Origin of the sequence: Xanthomarina sp., from assembly GCF_035306705.1 — a bacterium.
In the GTDB taxonomy this organism is placed as follows: Bacteria; Bacteroidota; Bacteroidia; order Flavobacteriales; family Flavobacteriaceae; genus Xanthomarina.
In genome coordinates this window covers 1-15243 of record NZ_DATGNO010000151.1, presented here as the reverse complement: position 1 = coordinate 15243, position 15243 = coordinate 1, and the positions used below count along the sequence as shown (strand labels likewise).

Below are 15243 nucleotides of genomic sequence, written 5' to 3'. Positions count from 1 at the left end.
TGGACTACCTAATAAATTTGGTACTATTTTTTAAGCTACATTTTTATTATTTTTCATTATTAATTCTACTTCCTCCTCCATTGGAGATTTATAGTCTAAAGCAGAATGAAGTCTTTTACAATTATACCATTTGATGTAGCGTTCAATTACCCTGTAAGCATCTAAATAGTAATTGAAAACATATCTATTAGTACATTCGTACTTTATTGTTTTAAACAAGCTCTCTGCAACAGCATTGTCCCAGCAATTTCCTTTTCTGCTCATACTTTGTCTTATCTTTTTACTGGAGCTTAAAATGTTTGTCATTTTATTTGAGGCATATTGCACGCCTCTATCGGAATGGAAAATATGGTTATTAGTTATATTTCTATGCTTTCTAGCCTGTAGCCAAGCTTTGTAAACGGTGTTTTCTGTATCCATATTTTCAGTTAATACCCAGGACACTATTTTTCTATCTGCTAAATCTAAAATAGTAGTAAGGTAATTCCATTGACTGCCAACTTTTATGTAGGTGATGTCAGACACCCATTTTTCACCTAACAGCGTGCTCTTAAAGTTTCTATTCAACACATTATCTGCTAGCGCAAAAGCGTGGTTAGAGTCGGTTGTGCAAACTCTAAACTTTTTGCTCAGTACGCTCTTTAAACCCAGGGCTTTCATAATTAAAGCGATATAGGATCTTGAGTAAACAAGGCCCTCACGTTCCAATGATTTTTGGATACGTAAACTACCATAAACTTGATTACTATCGTTAAAAATAGCTGCAACCCTTGATTTCAAATGAGAAATAGAACTTTTCTGACGCTTATATTGTCCAACACGTAGCCAAGTATAATAGGCGTTTTTGCTAACCCTCATACACTTACACATCTTTTCAACAGGAAATAGACCGGTATTAAATTTAATGAACCGGTACATTACTTGTCGCTCTTGGAAAAGATGCTTACCGCCTTTTTTAATATGTCGCGCTCTAATTTAACATCCTTTAATTCCTTCTCCAGAGCTTTTATTTTAAGTGTCTCCTCCTTGTTGGTGCTGTTTGTTCCTTTGTTATTAAATTCTTTGTCCCATCTATGGATGGAAGCTTGACTAACACCAAACTCCTTGGTGAGCTCCTTAACCGGTTTACCTGAATTTAACAGCTCAACCAGTGTCTTTTTAAAATTTTGATCATAAATTATTCTACCCATTTTGCTAAGTTAATTTATTCACTTAATAAAGTACCAACAAAACTAGACATTCCATGTAATTTCGAGATTAGAAATAAAATCAGCAAATTTTAATAATTCCTGAATTTTTTCATAAGTAATTTTGTCAAGTTTCCATTTGCTACTTTTCTCTTCTTCTTTCAATTTTAGTATGATTTGTATATGTTACCGAACGGTCAAGTATAAGCGTAGTGCGGGTTTTCGAAGACGAGACTTTCATTTTATCCAAAATTTTATTACGTGACGAAATGTTCAATTTAGCAATAAATCCCGCATTATGCTTATACATTGTGTGTGCCCAGTATGGGCATCTTTACCTTACTGCAAAGTAAGATATTAATTTATAGGGTGCAAGTCCCTTATGCGCTGGAGTAACGTCTGGAAGCATTAGTAAGTCGCAATGGTGTTGACCGTGAGGTCATATCTGAAGAAAGCGAGACTACAAAACTCGGTACTGACGAACAGGAACCGTATACAGAGGCATATATGCGCGGGTAAGCAACCACATCATTGTAACGCCCCAAGAATACCAAAAGTGCATTTATGTAGATACGGCAGGAATCGAGGGAAAGAAGATGCCATTACCTGGGGAGGTCTCTATAACTACGAGTTGGTATAATGGAGAAGTCAGCAGAGGTCATAGTACCTAAAGGAAACGAGGTGCAGAAAACTGCATAGGCCTCACAATTGGGGAAGGACTGAACGCAATCCTTTCGGAAATTAGATAAGGAACGGAAATATCTGTAGCCTTTTCTTAAAGTACGAAATAGTTCCAATTGTTGTAAAGAGCGATTGGAAAGATGGGTTGCGAACCGCCGTATACGAGACCCGTATCCCGATAGCTATCGGGAGTGGTGTGAGAGGCGCACCGTGGGCTTAATGCTCACGGCCGTCTACTCGATTAGGCTTTGTTATTTTATTCTAACTATAAATTTCATAAATGAACTTGCCATTTCAATTGTGATTTCAATTTCATTTTCATTCACATCGTCATTATGTTTCACATAAGTATTTTGATATTTCGAAAAGTAGTCGATAAGTTTTAAAAACATATTATTCAATTCTTTCGAGCCATTTCTTTCGTTAATATACTTTCCTAATTCGGCAATTTGATTTTCCAACGATTTATTATTCTCAAGCACATTTTTGAGTAACGTTTCCAATGAAAGTCTTAAATCGTCCAATAAATTCCTTTGATGAATTCCATTTGAATGTTTCTCCAAACATTCATTATAGAGTTTTAAGGCATCTGGATATTCAGAAAGCCAATGTTGAGTTTCTTCAATTAAAGATTCATTAATTTCCTCTTTTGCATTTCCTTCTCCTAATGCTCCGTATCTTGATATTAGTTTAATTCTCAAATCTTTTACTCCAGCGTTATTTTCAAAATGCGGAAGTTCGGAAAGTTCTTTTATTATTTTGAACTGTTGAGATGGATTAAATACTTTTAAATTCTCACGTAATGCAGTTCTTTTATTTGGTAATTCAGAAGGAAATGGATATTCAGGAAATGGAATGTCAACTTCAAAATCGATTGCATATGCTGAACAATATTCAGCAATTCGACTTCCAGAAAGTCCTTCGTGAGTTTCTGCAAGTGTATCCGATGCGTAATTTATAAATGTTGCTGGTATCATTCTATATGTTCGTTTTTAATAAAGCCTAACGTTTTGCGTGTATGTGCAGTAGCGGATTAGAAGCACTTTCCTGTCCGTTTAGCACAAAGTTAATTAAAAGTACAGAACTTAGATTTACCACTTCATCCGCTATTGCCACATACACGCTGTTAGGTGCTGGCGTTCTAGTCTTTGTATTCTTCCACCTGCTCCAATAGTTCCATAGATTTCATTAATGGTGTCCATTCTTTTCCACTAAAAATGAGCTGAAACCATTTCTTCCTTCTGTTTTCGTATTTAATGTTGAAGAATAGCCAAATAGCAATAAGAGTAAATGAAAGAGTAAAAAACAATGTCACTATCCATTGCAAAATACTCCAATCTGTTAGCATAGTTTCGTTCCACCAAAAGGTCGTCCAAACAGGAAGTTGAAGAAAGAGGATACGAGTTACCCAAAGCGTTGATGTTTTTAGTCTTGCCAATTGCTCTTGTGTCCTTATAATTGGGTCTGTTATATCTACTTGATAAATTGTGATTAGCTGATAGAGATAAGTAAACAATGCCATAGCGGTAAGCCCCACCTGAATAGATGCTGAAAAGAGAAAGAACTTATTCGCTTCTGAAAATGAGTTTAAATAAATTGAACTCAAAAATATTCCCCCGATACCAACCCATAAAATACCAACCAATAGAGCGAAATATTTAATTGGCTTCATTGAACCTAATAAATTATGAACCGTAATTCGGGTTATATCTTCCGTGTTTTTCCTGTTTATCACAAAACTTTCCTCCAATTTTTCATTGGTGGTTTGCCAAAGTTCTTTTATTTCCAATTCGTTCATTTCTTTATGGTGTTTGTTGTGAAAACCGTGTTTTTAATTTCTCTTTTATACGTCCAATTTTTGTGCCTACGTTACTTATTGACATACCTAATATCTCGGCAATTTCAGCGTGGCTTTTGTCTTCCAAATACAATATCATCAGGGCTTTGTCAAGCTCTTTTAATTCGTAGATAAATTGCTCTAATAATTTCAGTTGTTGTTCCGTTTCCGCTTTGTCTTCGGTTATTGTTTCTGTCATTTGCTCGTTCAGTACAGTAAATCTGTTTGCTCTTGTTGTACTTTTCCGAAAAAACGAAATGGCTACATTCAAGGAAATGCGGTACAACCACGTTGATATTTTAAATTGGTCGTTGTATTTGTGAACGGATTGCCATATCTGTATCATCATTTCCTGTATCAAATCCTGTCGGTCGCTTTCGTTTGGGCAATACACACGGGCAACCTTAAACAAAATGCCTTTATGCTGTTCAATAATTTCTTGAAAAAATTGTTGTTGCTCTTGTTTGTCCATTACAATTTTGAAAACCAATCTCTGATAAAAATAAAAGATTGTGCATTATGTCTTACACCATTATGAGAAGTTTTGTCAATTATCTGAATTCCCCCATTACTGTTTTTCAAAACGGCTTCTTTTGTGGCTGATGCAGAAAATGCTTCGTCTTCGCTGCCCATTAAAACAAGCATTGGTTTATCAACTGCTTTCAGCCCTGCCACATAGTCATCAGGTGTCGTACTTTTATTTGCTCGATAGCTATACTTTCTCAAAGGAACAGCTTCAGGCAAATTGAAAAACAGCACAGGTAAACTGTCGTAATCGTGATTGCCTATTTCATTGAGCATAGTCAAGCCAATTATTCGCTCAATATGTATTTTCATAAATGGCTCTTCGGCTTTGTTTTCGGTGGTTTGTCCTTGCGAAAATGCAGGTGAATTATGCCCGATTAGTGGTGCGAAAAGTAAGAAACCGTCAGGTTGTTCATATTGCTTTTCCATTGCATAGCGTAAAGCCACACCGCCACCCATAGAATGTCCTGCAATGATGATTTTTCCATTGGGTTTCTCTTTGCGGATTTCTTTAATGATGTCTGCCAAATCATCAACATATTGATTGATATAATCAACATCTCCACTATTACCGTCCGATTGTCCGTGTCCACGTAAATCAATAGCATAAATTTCGGCTTGGGTTGCTTCCTGTAACAGTCCTGCCGTTTTGTTATACAGATAAGCACTGCTTGCCACTCCGTGAATAAGGACAATTGTATTTTCAGAACGATTGGGAAATTTGTAAGCAAAAATCCGCTTGTTATCTCTTACCGTAAAATAGCGGGTTTCAGACTTGTAAACCTGTTCAAAACCCATATCAGCTATTGCTTCGGGGTTGAGTCCTGTTGGTTGGGTTATAGGCTTAAATGTCGGTTCAGGTATATGAATTAGTTTTGTAGCTTCATTTGTCAAGCTGTCTTTGTTGCCACCGAAATACAAATCCAACATACTTTGAGCGGAAACAGAAGTACATCCTAAAAAAAGGAAGGTTAGAAAAGCATAAATTTTAAAATTCTTCATTTTGCGATTTTTTAGTAAAACTTGTTTATCCAATTATTCGCAAGTCCTTTCCAAAAATCACAACTGTCAGGAAGTTTTTTTTAGACTGTCAGGTAAGGTGGGTTGAATTTCTTCCGTCAGTTTGTTTTTAGCACGGTCGTCTGTTACGCTTGCACCTAACTCGTTATATAATAACTTTTACTACTCTTATCCCGTAAATAAAACTGGTTATGGTAGGTTTATGGTATCTTTTAAAAGTGCTTATTATATGGCTTACTATGTAGTGTTTTGTTGTACTGATGCTAAAATAGTAATTATGTTTGAATAAACATTATTGTTACCCGTAAAGTGCTTATAGCCTTGTTTTTTGTGGTCTTGTCATTCCATTTTAGTTTGTTTTGATTATTTTTTCTACTTGGGTTTTGTTATTGGACTTTATGTTAAGGACGTATAAACCGTTTTCTAAAGCTGAAATATCGATTTGATTAGTGGTGGTGCTGTTTTGTACTTCTTGACCGCTTTTGGTGTTAATAAAGGTGTTAATTGAAGTGTAGGGTGGAGTGGGGTTTATTTACCACGCGATGCAATCGCGCGGGAGCGGGGGTATTCTTATGATATTAATATCCTTTTCTATTTCAATCCAGATAATAACAAGGATATTTCTGTCCAAAACCTCTTTTTAATGGCATCATCAAGAGTGTCTAAATTAATTCTGATAGCATTTATTCTGTAGTGATCTTTATTATCACGGCAGCTCATTCCGTATATTTTGGATTTTGGGTTATGGTTACGATTGTCTCTAGGTTTCGAATATTGATAGAAACATGTGGATTGTTCAGCGCTATTTATATTAAAGTCACGTAATAATTCTGGAAGTATCGAACGAAATATATTAAGTTCTACTTGTTTTGTGAAAGCAAAGGTAAGATATGAAGAAGAATCATCAGGGCCTTGAATCCCATATCTGCAATCTATGGTTTGTATGTTTTTATTATCATTGATGTTAATTAATTTTTCTTTCAAAAATTCCGTGTCTATTTCCCAAAACTTTACATCGTTTTTGAGTAAACTATTAAAGTCTTGCATATAGCTTGCTTTCAATTTCTCATTAAGAAATATATCTGTCATAATATACGTGTTAGATGGTTTAATTTATTATGTTGTTTTTACATTATGATTTGACTTCTTGGCTTCTTTATATTTCAAATCCGCCTTCTAGAATGAATTTCTGTAAAAGGGCATCCACTTTGATATTCACTCTATACTGCGGCATTTTTTCTCCTTCGGTTTCTTCAAAATAGGCTTTGGCTTTTTCTTTGTTAACGGTTTCTTTTAGTTGTGTGAATCTGCCGTACTCGTTGATGCTTTTTGCCGTAAGCCCGGAATCCATCATTCCGCGTAAACGGGATTCATCTAAGCCTAAAACCGTTGCTATTTTACGTATTTGGTCGTTCTTCGCATTGAATTGATATAAGGTGATATAGTCTTTTAAGGTTTTGCCTGGTTCTAATTTGGCATTACCGCGTTGTACATCGTGCAGGAACAGATTGGCATACTTTTGTTGCTCTTGTGTTAGAGAGGCAAAAGACTTGTGTAACTCGTCGAGTGTTTGCTGTAGTTCTTCTTTGCTGATATCTTTGCTATTAAGCTTTTTTAGATACTTCTCAAAGCGGGAGTTCATATAATCGGCATCGATTTTACCTGTATCGATTTCTGTAATATGACCTTCAATTTCATAAGGGACGTCTATATCTCCACCGCCTCCGCTGCCATTGCCTAGCAATTCCTTATAACGTAGTACGAGGATATCATACGTCAACTTATCTAGCGCTACTGTTATGACTTCTTTATCCTTACCTTTATCTGTGCCGAAGGTATATTCTAATTTATTCCAAGTGAAACTTTGTATTTTTGCGGCTTCAAGGAAGGCATTGAACTCATTAAACAGTTTTGCAAAACGACCCCGTTCTGACAAATCAGCAGGCAGTTTTTCGAAGTTGTTTATTCCTGCCAGGCTAAAAAGTTCTGCGATATCATCATAAACAGCATTCATTGCTTTGAGATTATAGGGCAGACGTTCTACAAATAGGCCTGTAGGTTTATCTCCTGAATATAATTTTATAGCGGCGTCTATATTGCGCTCCATAGTATGTGGCTTTCGGTAATAGCGTATGGTGCCGTGTGGTTTTTCATCACGCTTAAAAAGCCGGTTGGTACGCGAAAAGGCTTGTATGATATTTTCGTATGCCATTTGTTTATCCAAATAGAGTGTGTTTATCCATTTGCTATCGAAGCCTGTTAGCATTTGATCTACCACAATAAGGATATCCAGTTGCTTTTCTGGTTCTGCTGCAATTCTTAAATAGGGGGCTTTATGAGATAATCTGGAGGCTATATCTTTTTTCATTTTCCCGAAATTGGCCAGTTTGAAATCTTGATTATACTGCGCGTTGTAGTCTTCTATAATTTCAATTAGTGCGTCCTCTTTATATGCTGAATGACCATTATTGTCAATGGTTGGGTCAAATAGTGCTGTAATTTTTAGGTCTGGTTTTGTCGCTTTTAATAAGCGGTAATAATTTATAGCGTCTGGTATGCTGTGTGTTGCAAATAGGGCGTGAAATTTTCCGCCTTGACTTAAGATTAACCAGTTTTCTAGAATATCTTGTACTACGGTATGTGTATGCTGGATTCGATCGTATTGTGAACTCGGTAACAAATCTTCTATTCCACTGTTGTATGTTCCTGAATCTGATAGTTGGCCAGCCATAGGCACTTCATTCATATACTTTAAAAAGATTGTTTTCTTTTTAGGGTCGTCCAAGGCTTCTTGAACCGTGTTTGCTTTTGCTTTCTCTAAAGCCACAGCGGTACGGAGGTCTTTATCTTTATAGGTTAACACCTTGTAAGGGTCGAAACCTAAAACGTTTTTATCACGAATACCATCTGCTATGCTATAACGGTGTAACTCGTCGCCAAAAACGGTTGCCGTGGTATTCATTTTCTTTTGATTCTCATCTTGTATAGGCGTACCCGTAAAACCGAAGAAAATTGCCCAGGGAAAGGTTTCTTTGATAGTGAGTAACATATCGCCGAAGGTGGAACGGTGTGCCTCATCGACAATAAATACGATGCGCTTGCTGTTCATTATCTCAATATCTGCTGCTTTAAGTCCGCCATCTTCATCATTAATAAGGCTCATTTTTTGAATGGAAGTGACAATTAGCGTATTTGCAGGATCGTCACTTTTTAATTTGGTGACTAAAACGCCCGTGTTTTCTGTAGCTTGCACGTCTTCATTATCGTCTGAAAAGCCTCTATATTCTTTTAAAGATTGCGTACCAAGCTCAATTCTATCCATTAGAAATATCACCTTATCTGCATCTTTAGAGTTGGCAATAAGCTGGGCACTTTTAAAACTGGTCATCGTTTTACCAGACCCTGTAGTATGCCATATAAAACCACCTCGTGCCTGCTTGCTTTGCCAGTCTGTTTTAGCCACTTTATCGCTTATGGCATTTGCCGCATAATACTGATAGCTACGCATGACTTTAAGTATGCCATCTGAATTATCTGGTACGGTATAAAAGCCTATAAGACGATGTGCCATAGGAATGGACAGTAAAGAGGTTGCGATATCGCTCCAATGGTTGATGGGCTCGTTATTAAAGTCTGCCCATTGGAAATAGAAGTCTTTATTGAATGTACCCTCTGGCCCCGGGTTTGCAAAATACCTGGTTTGCTCTGGCTCCATAGCGACAAATATTTGAACGAGGGAAAATAACCCTGTAAACACATTAGCGCGGGCGTACTTTTCTATCTGGTTGTAAGCCTGGCTTACCGGTACACCACTTTTTTTAAGCTCGATGTGTATGAGTGGCATCCCGTTAATGAGTAGTATCAAATCGCCACGACGGTCGCCTAGGATATTCGATTTGCTTTTGTATTGTGGTTGTTGTGCTATTTGGTACCTACTTTGCCCAGCCGCAATTTCGTGTCGGTCGTAGATTTTAAGACTAACCTCCTTACCAAAATGTAAGGTGTCTTTTGGGTTATCTCTAGTAACGGCTACCGTTTTACCGTTGATAAACCCATTTAATTTCAGGGGCGTGCGCAAAGTGTTGACTTGCTCTAGGATTTGTTGCATCTCGCCTTCTGTGAGTGGATGATCGTTAAGGCGGTCTATATCGCGGTTGTTCTCAAAAAGAATGCTTGCCCAGTTATTAAGCAAATCTTTTTCTGTTGGGTTTTTAAGAACCTCGCTTTCCCAGCCTTTGTTAGTTAAGGCTTCTATTAAGGCTTTTTCAAAATCACTTTCTCTATTAAATAGCATAGTTATAAATGGTACTGGTTGGGTTGGTATTAAGCGACGAATAATTTATTAAGACAGGCTTTTTTGATGTTGTTGAGTTTGTTTAGCTGTTCTTTATGGTTTTCTATTAGGTCATCAAGATTTTTGAAATAGTCGCCTATTTTTTCTTGTTCAGTTTGATTAGGTATATCAAGAATGAGACTTTTTATAATGTTACCAGATAGATTACCTTGTCCACCTTGCAAATATGTTGTTATAATATTCTTCTTCTCCCGTTTCAACCATTCACTAATAAATATATTATTATATCCTTCATAGGGTTGAATAGCTAGTATCGCTTGGTTTATAGCACCACTTAATTTTGATATTCCAACCTCGCCACTAGTAGCTCCATATAAAGCATATAGAATACAATCTCTATCTACTAGTTTGGCAGAGGATTCTTTGAGTCCCTTTTCTGAAATAAATAATTGAGTCTTGTTACTGTTGATTTCACCAGACCTTATAAATGGTATTTTGCCATTATAGTACTCTCTATATCCAACCGATGGAGTTCCACCAGAATATGTATCACAAATATCGTCTAAACTTTTACGCTCCCATTCCCCATCAAAGCCTTTAAAACGTATCTCTGGAACGCTTGCTCCATTTTGAGGAAACATTTTGGTGAGCATTGCTTTTTTAAGGTTTTTGAGTTTTTTGAGTTGGGTTTGGTGGTTTTTTATTAATTTGTCTAGGTTTGAAAATAAATTTCCTATTTTCTTTTGTTCTGGTAATTGCGGAATAAAAACATTTGTTTCAAGAATATTTTTGTTGTATAATCGTTGTATTGTGCTCCCTTCTAGACCATACCATTTTATAATCGAATAGTATTGTTTAAGAAAAGAATTATCCAAACTACCTTCGTGTTCTAACCATACTATATTAGAATCTTGAAAATATTCTTCTTCTCCTTTGTATACAACGGTACGACCAATACTTCCAGAAGCTGAAATTAATATATCACCAACATTAGGATATGGATATAGTTTTTTATATTCTTCAAATAATTCTCTCTTTATAAAAGCATCAGGTTGCTTTCCAAATGTTCCAATTTTGTAAAATGGAATTTCACCTTCGTTGGAAGTTTGAGATTTAAATATTCTTTTATTCATTGAGACTTTTCCATAATCTCCTAGCACCTTTTCTTCCCACTCCACCGTAAACCCTTCAAACCGTACTTCTGGACTTTTATTTTGTGTTTCCATATTATGCTTCGGTTTTTAAAAGGTTCTTAAACTCGGTAAGTGCTTTAATATCGTGCTCGTTACCTGTAAGCTCGCCTAATAAACCAGCCAGCGAGTTTTCGGCTTCTTTGATGTCTTTAGCTACTTGCGAGTAGGTGGTAGCATACTTTTCTGCGAGAGTTTGAAGCTTTTGTGACAGTGACTCTATAATCGAACTCGGTAAATGATGTACTGCTATAACTACAGGTTTAATCCATTTTTGGTCTAGTAAGTCGTTTGCTTGTGCATCGGTTAGATTTTCAATGGTTTTTTTGGTTAGCATTTGCAAGGCTGCTTGCTCTTCTTTAATCTGCTTTTTTAGTTTTTTATCTTCGGTGATTAAATCGTCTATTGTTAGAATCTTTTCTTCATAGCTATCTGTTACGGGCGTTTTATCCTTTTTATGGTCGGCTCGAATTTGTTTGGCTTCTGCAATGACTTTAGCATTGACAAAGCCTGTTTTAGCTTCGTTTACGGTATCTTCTTCTTTTTCATCTTCGGAAAATTGCTCAAGTAGCTCTTCCATTTCGGCAGCAATAGCCATAAGACGATTTTCATTTGTAGTTACAGCTTCTAACTCCTTGGTTAAAAAATGTTCTTGCACGAGGTTAAAAGGCATGATGCGTCCCTTCCAACCTTCTTGTATTTCTACATCTTTTCCGTTTTTCTTTTTTATTACCATATTAGGATCTACCACACGTGTGGCATCAAAGCCTTCGGTTTGTAGGATTTCTAAATCTACATTAATGGTATCCCATCTATCATCTAGCAGTTGGTAGGCTTGGTATTTATCTATAAGCGGAATGGTTTCTAGTCGCTTAAAGATATCATTACTTAAGATTGTTTTTTCTTTATTGATTTTGACTTGCTCTATTTGCTTTAATAAACGATTATTAAGGTAGGACTCGAAATCTGTAAAAGCCTCCTTAAACGCTTTCGCAAAGGCGGTAACGTCCTTATGTGTTGTAATTGTTTCTGTTATATTATCTACTTGAAGTCGCGCATTTACGTCTGTGGTTCTTTGAAACAAGGCATCGCGTAAACCTGGAAAAGCCTTCCAATAGGTATTGAGTTCGTCTATTTCATTGACTGGAATACCGCCAAACATAGAGGCATAGATGTCCCATTTTTCGGCACCTGGTGATGAGTCAACATATCTAGGAATGTTGAGGTTGTATTCATTGTCACGTATCTCATCACGAGATACCACTCTAGAGAATTTAGGTCTTGTTTCTCTGTCGCGAACCGCATCGGCAATACGCTTGATGTCACTAGCACGTAGTTTGTTATTTTTACCCTCTTTAATGAATCCTTTTGAAGCGTCTATAATAAGCACATCAGTATTAGAACGTTTTTGTTTGAGTACAAAAATAATAGTTGGAATACCTGTACCGAAAAAAATACCTGAAGGCAAGCCAATTATAGCGTCTATATGGTTATGCTCTATCAGTTGCTTGCGTATATTGCCTTCTGCACCGCCGCGAAAGAGTACGCCGTGCGGTAGCACGATATTCATTATACCATCTGGTTTTAAGTGGTATAAATCGTGTAGTAAGAATGCAAAATCGGCTTTGGTTTTAGGTGCTAGTCCAAAACGCGAATATCTTGGGTCTGTTTCTTTGTTATCTGGTGACCATTTTTGTGAGTATGGTGGATTAGATACTACAGCATCTACATACAGCGTATTATAACTATGCACAGGATCGTTCTCATCAAAGTATGGCCAGTCGTCTTCTAGCGTATCTCCATTTCTAGTTTGGATGTTTTCCGGCAACATACCACGCATTACCAGGTTCATTCTGGTTAGGTTATAGGTGTTTTGTTTCAGTTCTTGTGCGTAGTATTTGATGTTGTTTTTATCATCCATATGCTTTGCAATACTGTTACCTATATTAATCAATAAGGACCCAGAACCACTACAGGAATCGTAAATTTGTATTTCTTTACGGTCTTTGAGATGGTCTGATACGATTTCTGACATTAAAACCGATACCTCGTGCGGTGTATAAAACTCCCCTGCTTTTTTCCCTGCGTTTGCAGCAAACATACTAATCAGGTATTCGTAGATAAAGCCTAGTACATCGTAGTCTTGCTTGCCATCCATAGGGATGTCTTTGATAAGGTGCAGCAAGTCGTTAATAGCTTTGGTTTGCTTTCCTGCCGTTTCACCCAGTTTGCTTAAACCTGTTTCTAGTGTATTAAAAATACCGTCAAACAACTTTTTGTGTTTTATACTAATCAATCGGCTAAAAGCCGATAGGGCATCTCGTACATTGGATACGTCAAAATCTTTTCCTTTGCTAATCCAGGTGCTGAATAAATCATCGTAAGTTATAAAGTACCCGATGTTTTTCTTTATAAAGTCTACAGCATCGGTATTGTCTTCATTAAGTGCCAGTATGTCTTCTTCAGTAAAATCTTGTTCTCGTACAAATTGCAGTTGTTTTTCTGATAGGTATTTGTAAAAGATGAAGCCTAGAATGTAATCCTTGTATTCGTTAGCTTCAATTTTAGAACGCATCTGGTTTGCAGATTCCCAAATTTTGGCGGCTAGTTGTTGTTTGTTCATTGTAATTGGATATTTATAATTAGAAACTCACAACATGATTGTGAACTTTCTTTATACTCTTTTTAGGTATGTTTGATTAGGTTGTTTTGTTATTGTATTTGGCAATCAGGGATTCTATATTAATTTGGTATTGGCGTACTGTAATTTTTGTGAAAGTATAAAAATAGGAATATATATTGATTTGGGGGTGTGGAATGTTTTTATAGTTTAAAAATCAGCACCACAACCACATTCTACAATGTATTCAGGTTTATAATAATTCATGAACTTTGCAACGGCAATTAGTGATTTTTCATATGGAAACCTTAAGGCATTATCTATTAGTTTATCATATTTCATTATCTCACCATCATCTTTAGTATGTATTATTTCATCTCTAAAGTCTTTGAGTTTATAAATAAGTTGATTTGAAGGCGTTGATTTTTGGAAAAAGTCTTTACCTGAAACAGCTTTTAATACTTTAGTGATTTTTGTTTTGAAGTCTATACTTTCTTGAATTTGAAGTTTATTATAAATTTCAGTTTTTCTAGTCATTTCATTTTCATATCTAAAGTCATCTGGAATCATTTGATTAATAAAAGATTCCATTGCTGTAAATAAGAAAATCACAAAACCACTAGTTCTACCAAAGTAGTTGTAAATTTCATTGATAGATGTTTCAGGAATTTTTCCTTCGAAACTCAATTTTTTTAATAATTCCTTTCTGTCACTACTTATGAGTTTCAAACTTGTTTGAGCATTATGAAAATAAATTAATGTTGGGTCTGGTATTGGTATAATGAAGTTTTTCCCATCTATTTTATTCACTATACCACCAATATATTGCTCATCTTCTAGCTCTAGAAAAGCTACAGAACCTTTTTTACCAATTAATTTTTTTTCATGTTCATCATCGAACTTGTAAAAATCAACATGATGTTCATTAAGGTTTAGTTCGTTTTCTTTATAATCGAAAAAGAACCTTTTTTTGATATGCTTCATTTTACTCAAATGTTTTAAGTCGTTGATTTGCACGAGCTGTAGCCTGTTTCAGTACAGACCTTTGCTGATGAAAACTGGCTTTGGAAAACACAAAGGATTTTCCAAGTGTAGACTGATCAAGCTATAGCTTAAATGCGGTTTTGGCTTTTGTTTTTCTCTTTTTTATAAAGTCCAAATATATATCCGTTGATGTAAGATAGTAGATATGAGGTGTTTTTGAAATACTCGATAATATCGTTTTTATTTAGAATTATACTTTGATTGTTCTTATTATGCAATTTAATTATTTGATGATAAAGGCTTTCAAGCTTTTCATTGTCTAAAATCAACCTATGAGCATATTCGTTTCTAATTTTATTTAATTTTTTTAATATCTCAATAATTTCAACAGGTAAATTTCCGAATTCTTCCGCCAAAAAAATTTTCTTTGAATATGTTATATTCTGTTTGAACATATTTAATTTACCTGATTTAGATATTGATTCGATATAACAGTTTAAGGTAAATTCACTAATAACATGAGCTTTTAGAATAATGTTTTCTTTAATATTTTGTTTCATTCCAATATTTTTTGACATGAAATCGGCTGAAAAGGTTGAAAATTCTTCTATTGAGTAGTCTCGGATATCTTTCATAATAAAAGCTAACGGTCTAGTGTATGATTTCGTTGCGTGTTTAAGCACTAAAGTTAGCAAATAAATCACGGATAGAAAGTCCGCGAGGACTTTCGTAAGTAAGCTATAACTAGCAATGAATTATACACATCTTAAGTTTACAATTCATTAAATTTATTAGATAATCAGAAAGCACAAAAGAGAGAATTAAGGTTAGTATACACGGTGAAGCTTTAGACTTCGACAACATTGATAATCCTCTCTCTTTTTCTACTAAAATTTCGTTCAGTT

The 15243-nt window shown here is 35.6% G+C and carries 12 protein-coding genes; all 12 read right to left on the bottom strand.

Annotation, left to right across the window (positions count from 1 at the left end):
- Positions 1-30 precede the first annotated feature (30 nt).
- A protein-coding gene (locus VKY47_RS12400) for an IS3 family transposase (RefSeq protein ID WP_414731227.1) occupies positions 31-1190 on the bottom strand; the annotation gives its coding sequence in 2 pieces (ribosomal slippage) (positions 31-959 and positions 959-1190; 1161 coding nt in all).
- Between the two features lie 929 nt (positions 1191-2119).
- The gene (locus VKY47_RS12395) at positions 2120-2845 is read right to left on the bottom strand and encodes a hypothetical protein (RefSeq protein ID WP_013552049.1); all 726 of its coding nucleotides are present in this window, start codon (positions 2843-2845) and stop codon (positions 2120-2122) included.
- A 164-nt stretch (positions 2846-3009) separates the two neighbouring features.
- Positions 3010-3666: a hypothetical protein gene (locus tag VKY47_RS12390; RefSeq protein ID WP_324313128.1), complete on the bottom strand. Its 657-nt coding sequence runs from the start codon at positions 3664-3666 to the stop codon at positions 3010-3012.
- Between the two features lie 4 nt (positions 3667-3670).
- Positions 3671-4177: an RNA polymerase sigma factor gene (locus VKY47_RS12385; RefSeq protein ID WP_324313127.1), complete on the bottom strand. Its 507-nt coding sequence runs from the start codon at positions 4175-4177 to the stop codon at positions 3671-3673.
- Positions 4177-5232 carry an alpha/beta hydrolase gene (locus VKY47_RS12380; protein WP_324313126.1) on the bottom strand — a complete coding sequence of 352 codons (1056 nt, stop codon included), beginning with the start codon at positions 5230-5232 and terminating at the stop codon, positions 4177-4179. The genes VKY47_RS12385 and VKY47_RS12380 overlap by 1 nt, the downstream gene beginning before the upstream one ends.
- A gap of 367 nt (positions 5233-5599) precedes the next feature.
- Positions 5600-5743: a T9SS type A sorting domain-containing protein gene (locus tag VKY47_RS14465; protein WP_414731228.1), complete on the bottom strand. Its 144-nt coding sequence runs from the start codon at positions 5741-5743 to the stop codon at positions 5600-5602.
- 98 nt (positions 5744-5841) lie between these two features.
- Positions 5842-6339, bottom strand: a complete 498-nt coding sequence (locus VKY47_RS12375; protein ID WP_324313125.1) for a hypothetical protein — start codon at positions 6337-6339, stop codon at positions 5842-5844.
- A 67-nt stretch (positions 6340-6406) separates the two neighbouring features.
- The gene (locus tag VKY47_RS12370) at positions 6407-9544 is read right to left on the bottom strand and encodes a type I restriction endonuclease subunit R (RefSeq protein ID WP_324313124.1); all 3138 of its coding nucleotides are present in this window, start codon (positions 9542-9544) and stop codon (positions 6407-6409) included.
- Between the two features lie 29 nt (positions 9545-9573).
- Positions 9574-10770 (bottom strand): restriction endonuclease subunit S, encoded by a 1197-nt coding sequence (locus tag VKY47_RS12365; RefSeq protein ID WP_324313123.1) that lies wholly within the window; start codon positions 10768-10770, stop codon positions 9574-9576.
- 1 nt (position 10771) lies between these two features.
- Positions 10772-13357 carry a type I restriction-modification system subunit M gene (locus VKY47_RS12360; protein ID WP_324313122.1) on the bottom strand — a complete coding sequence of 862 codons (2586 nt, stop codon included), beginning with the start codon at positions 13355-13357 and terminating at the stop codon, positions 10772-10774.
- 207 nt (positions 13358-13564) lie between these two features.
- Complete coding sequence (locus tag VKY47_RS12355; RefSeq protein ID WP_324313121.1) at positions 13565-14338, bottom strand: hypothetical protein; 774 nt, start codon at positions 14336-14338, stop codon at positions 13565-13567.
- A gap of 128 nt (positions 14339-14466) precedes the next feature.
- Positions 14467-14973 carry a hypothetical protein gene (locus VKY47_RS12350; RefSeq protein WP_324313120.1) on the bottom strand — a complete coding sequence of 169 codons (507 nt, stop codon included), beginning with the start codon at positions 14971-14973 and terminating at the stop codon, positions 14467-14469.
- Between the last annotated feature and the right edge of the window lie 270 nt (positions 14974-15243).

Coding starts and splice junctions, on each gene's coding strand:
- VKY47_RS12395 (WP_013552049.1), bottom strand. CDS start 2,845: ATGATACCAGCAACATTTATAAATTACGCATCGGATACACTTGCAGAA.
- VKY47_RS12390 (WP_324313128.1), bottom strand. CDS start 3,666: ATGAACGAATTGGAAATAAAAGAACTTTGGCAAACCACCAATGAAAAA.
- VKY47_RS12385 (WP_324313127.1), bottom strand. CDS start 4,177: ATGGACAAACAAGAGCAACAACAATTTTTTCAAGAAATTATTGAACAG.
- VKY47_RS12380 (WP_324313126.1), bottom strand. CDS start 5,232: ATGAAGAATTTTAAAATTTATGCTTTTCTAACCTTCCTTTTTTTAGGA.
- VKY47_RS12375 (WP_324313125.1), bottom strand. CDS start 6,339: ATGACAGATATATTTCTTAATGAGAAATTGAAAGCAAGCTATATGCAA.
- VKY47_RS12370 (WP_324313124.1), bottom strand. CDS start 9,544: ATGCTATTTAATAGAGAAAGTGATTTTGAAAAAGCCTTAATAGAAGCC.
- VKY47_RS12365 (WP_324313123.1), bottom strand. CDS start 10,770: ATGGAAACACAAAATAAAAGTCCAGAAGTACGGTTTGAAGGGTTTACG.
- VKY47_RS12360 (WP_324313122.1), bottom strand. CDS start 13,357: ATGAACAAACAACAACTAGCCGCCAAAATTTGGGAATCTGCAAACCAG.
- VKY47_RS12355 (WP_324313121.1), bottom strand. CDS start 14,338: ATGAAGCATATCAAAAAAAGGTTCTTTTTCGATTATAAAGAAAACGAA.
- VKY47_RS12350 (WP_324313120.1), bottom strand. CDS start 14,973: ATGAAAGATATCCGAGACTACTCAATAGAAGAATTTTCAACCTTTTCA.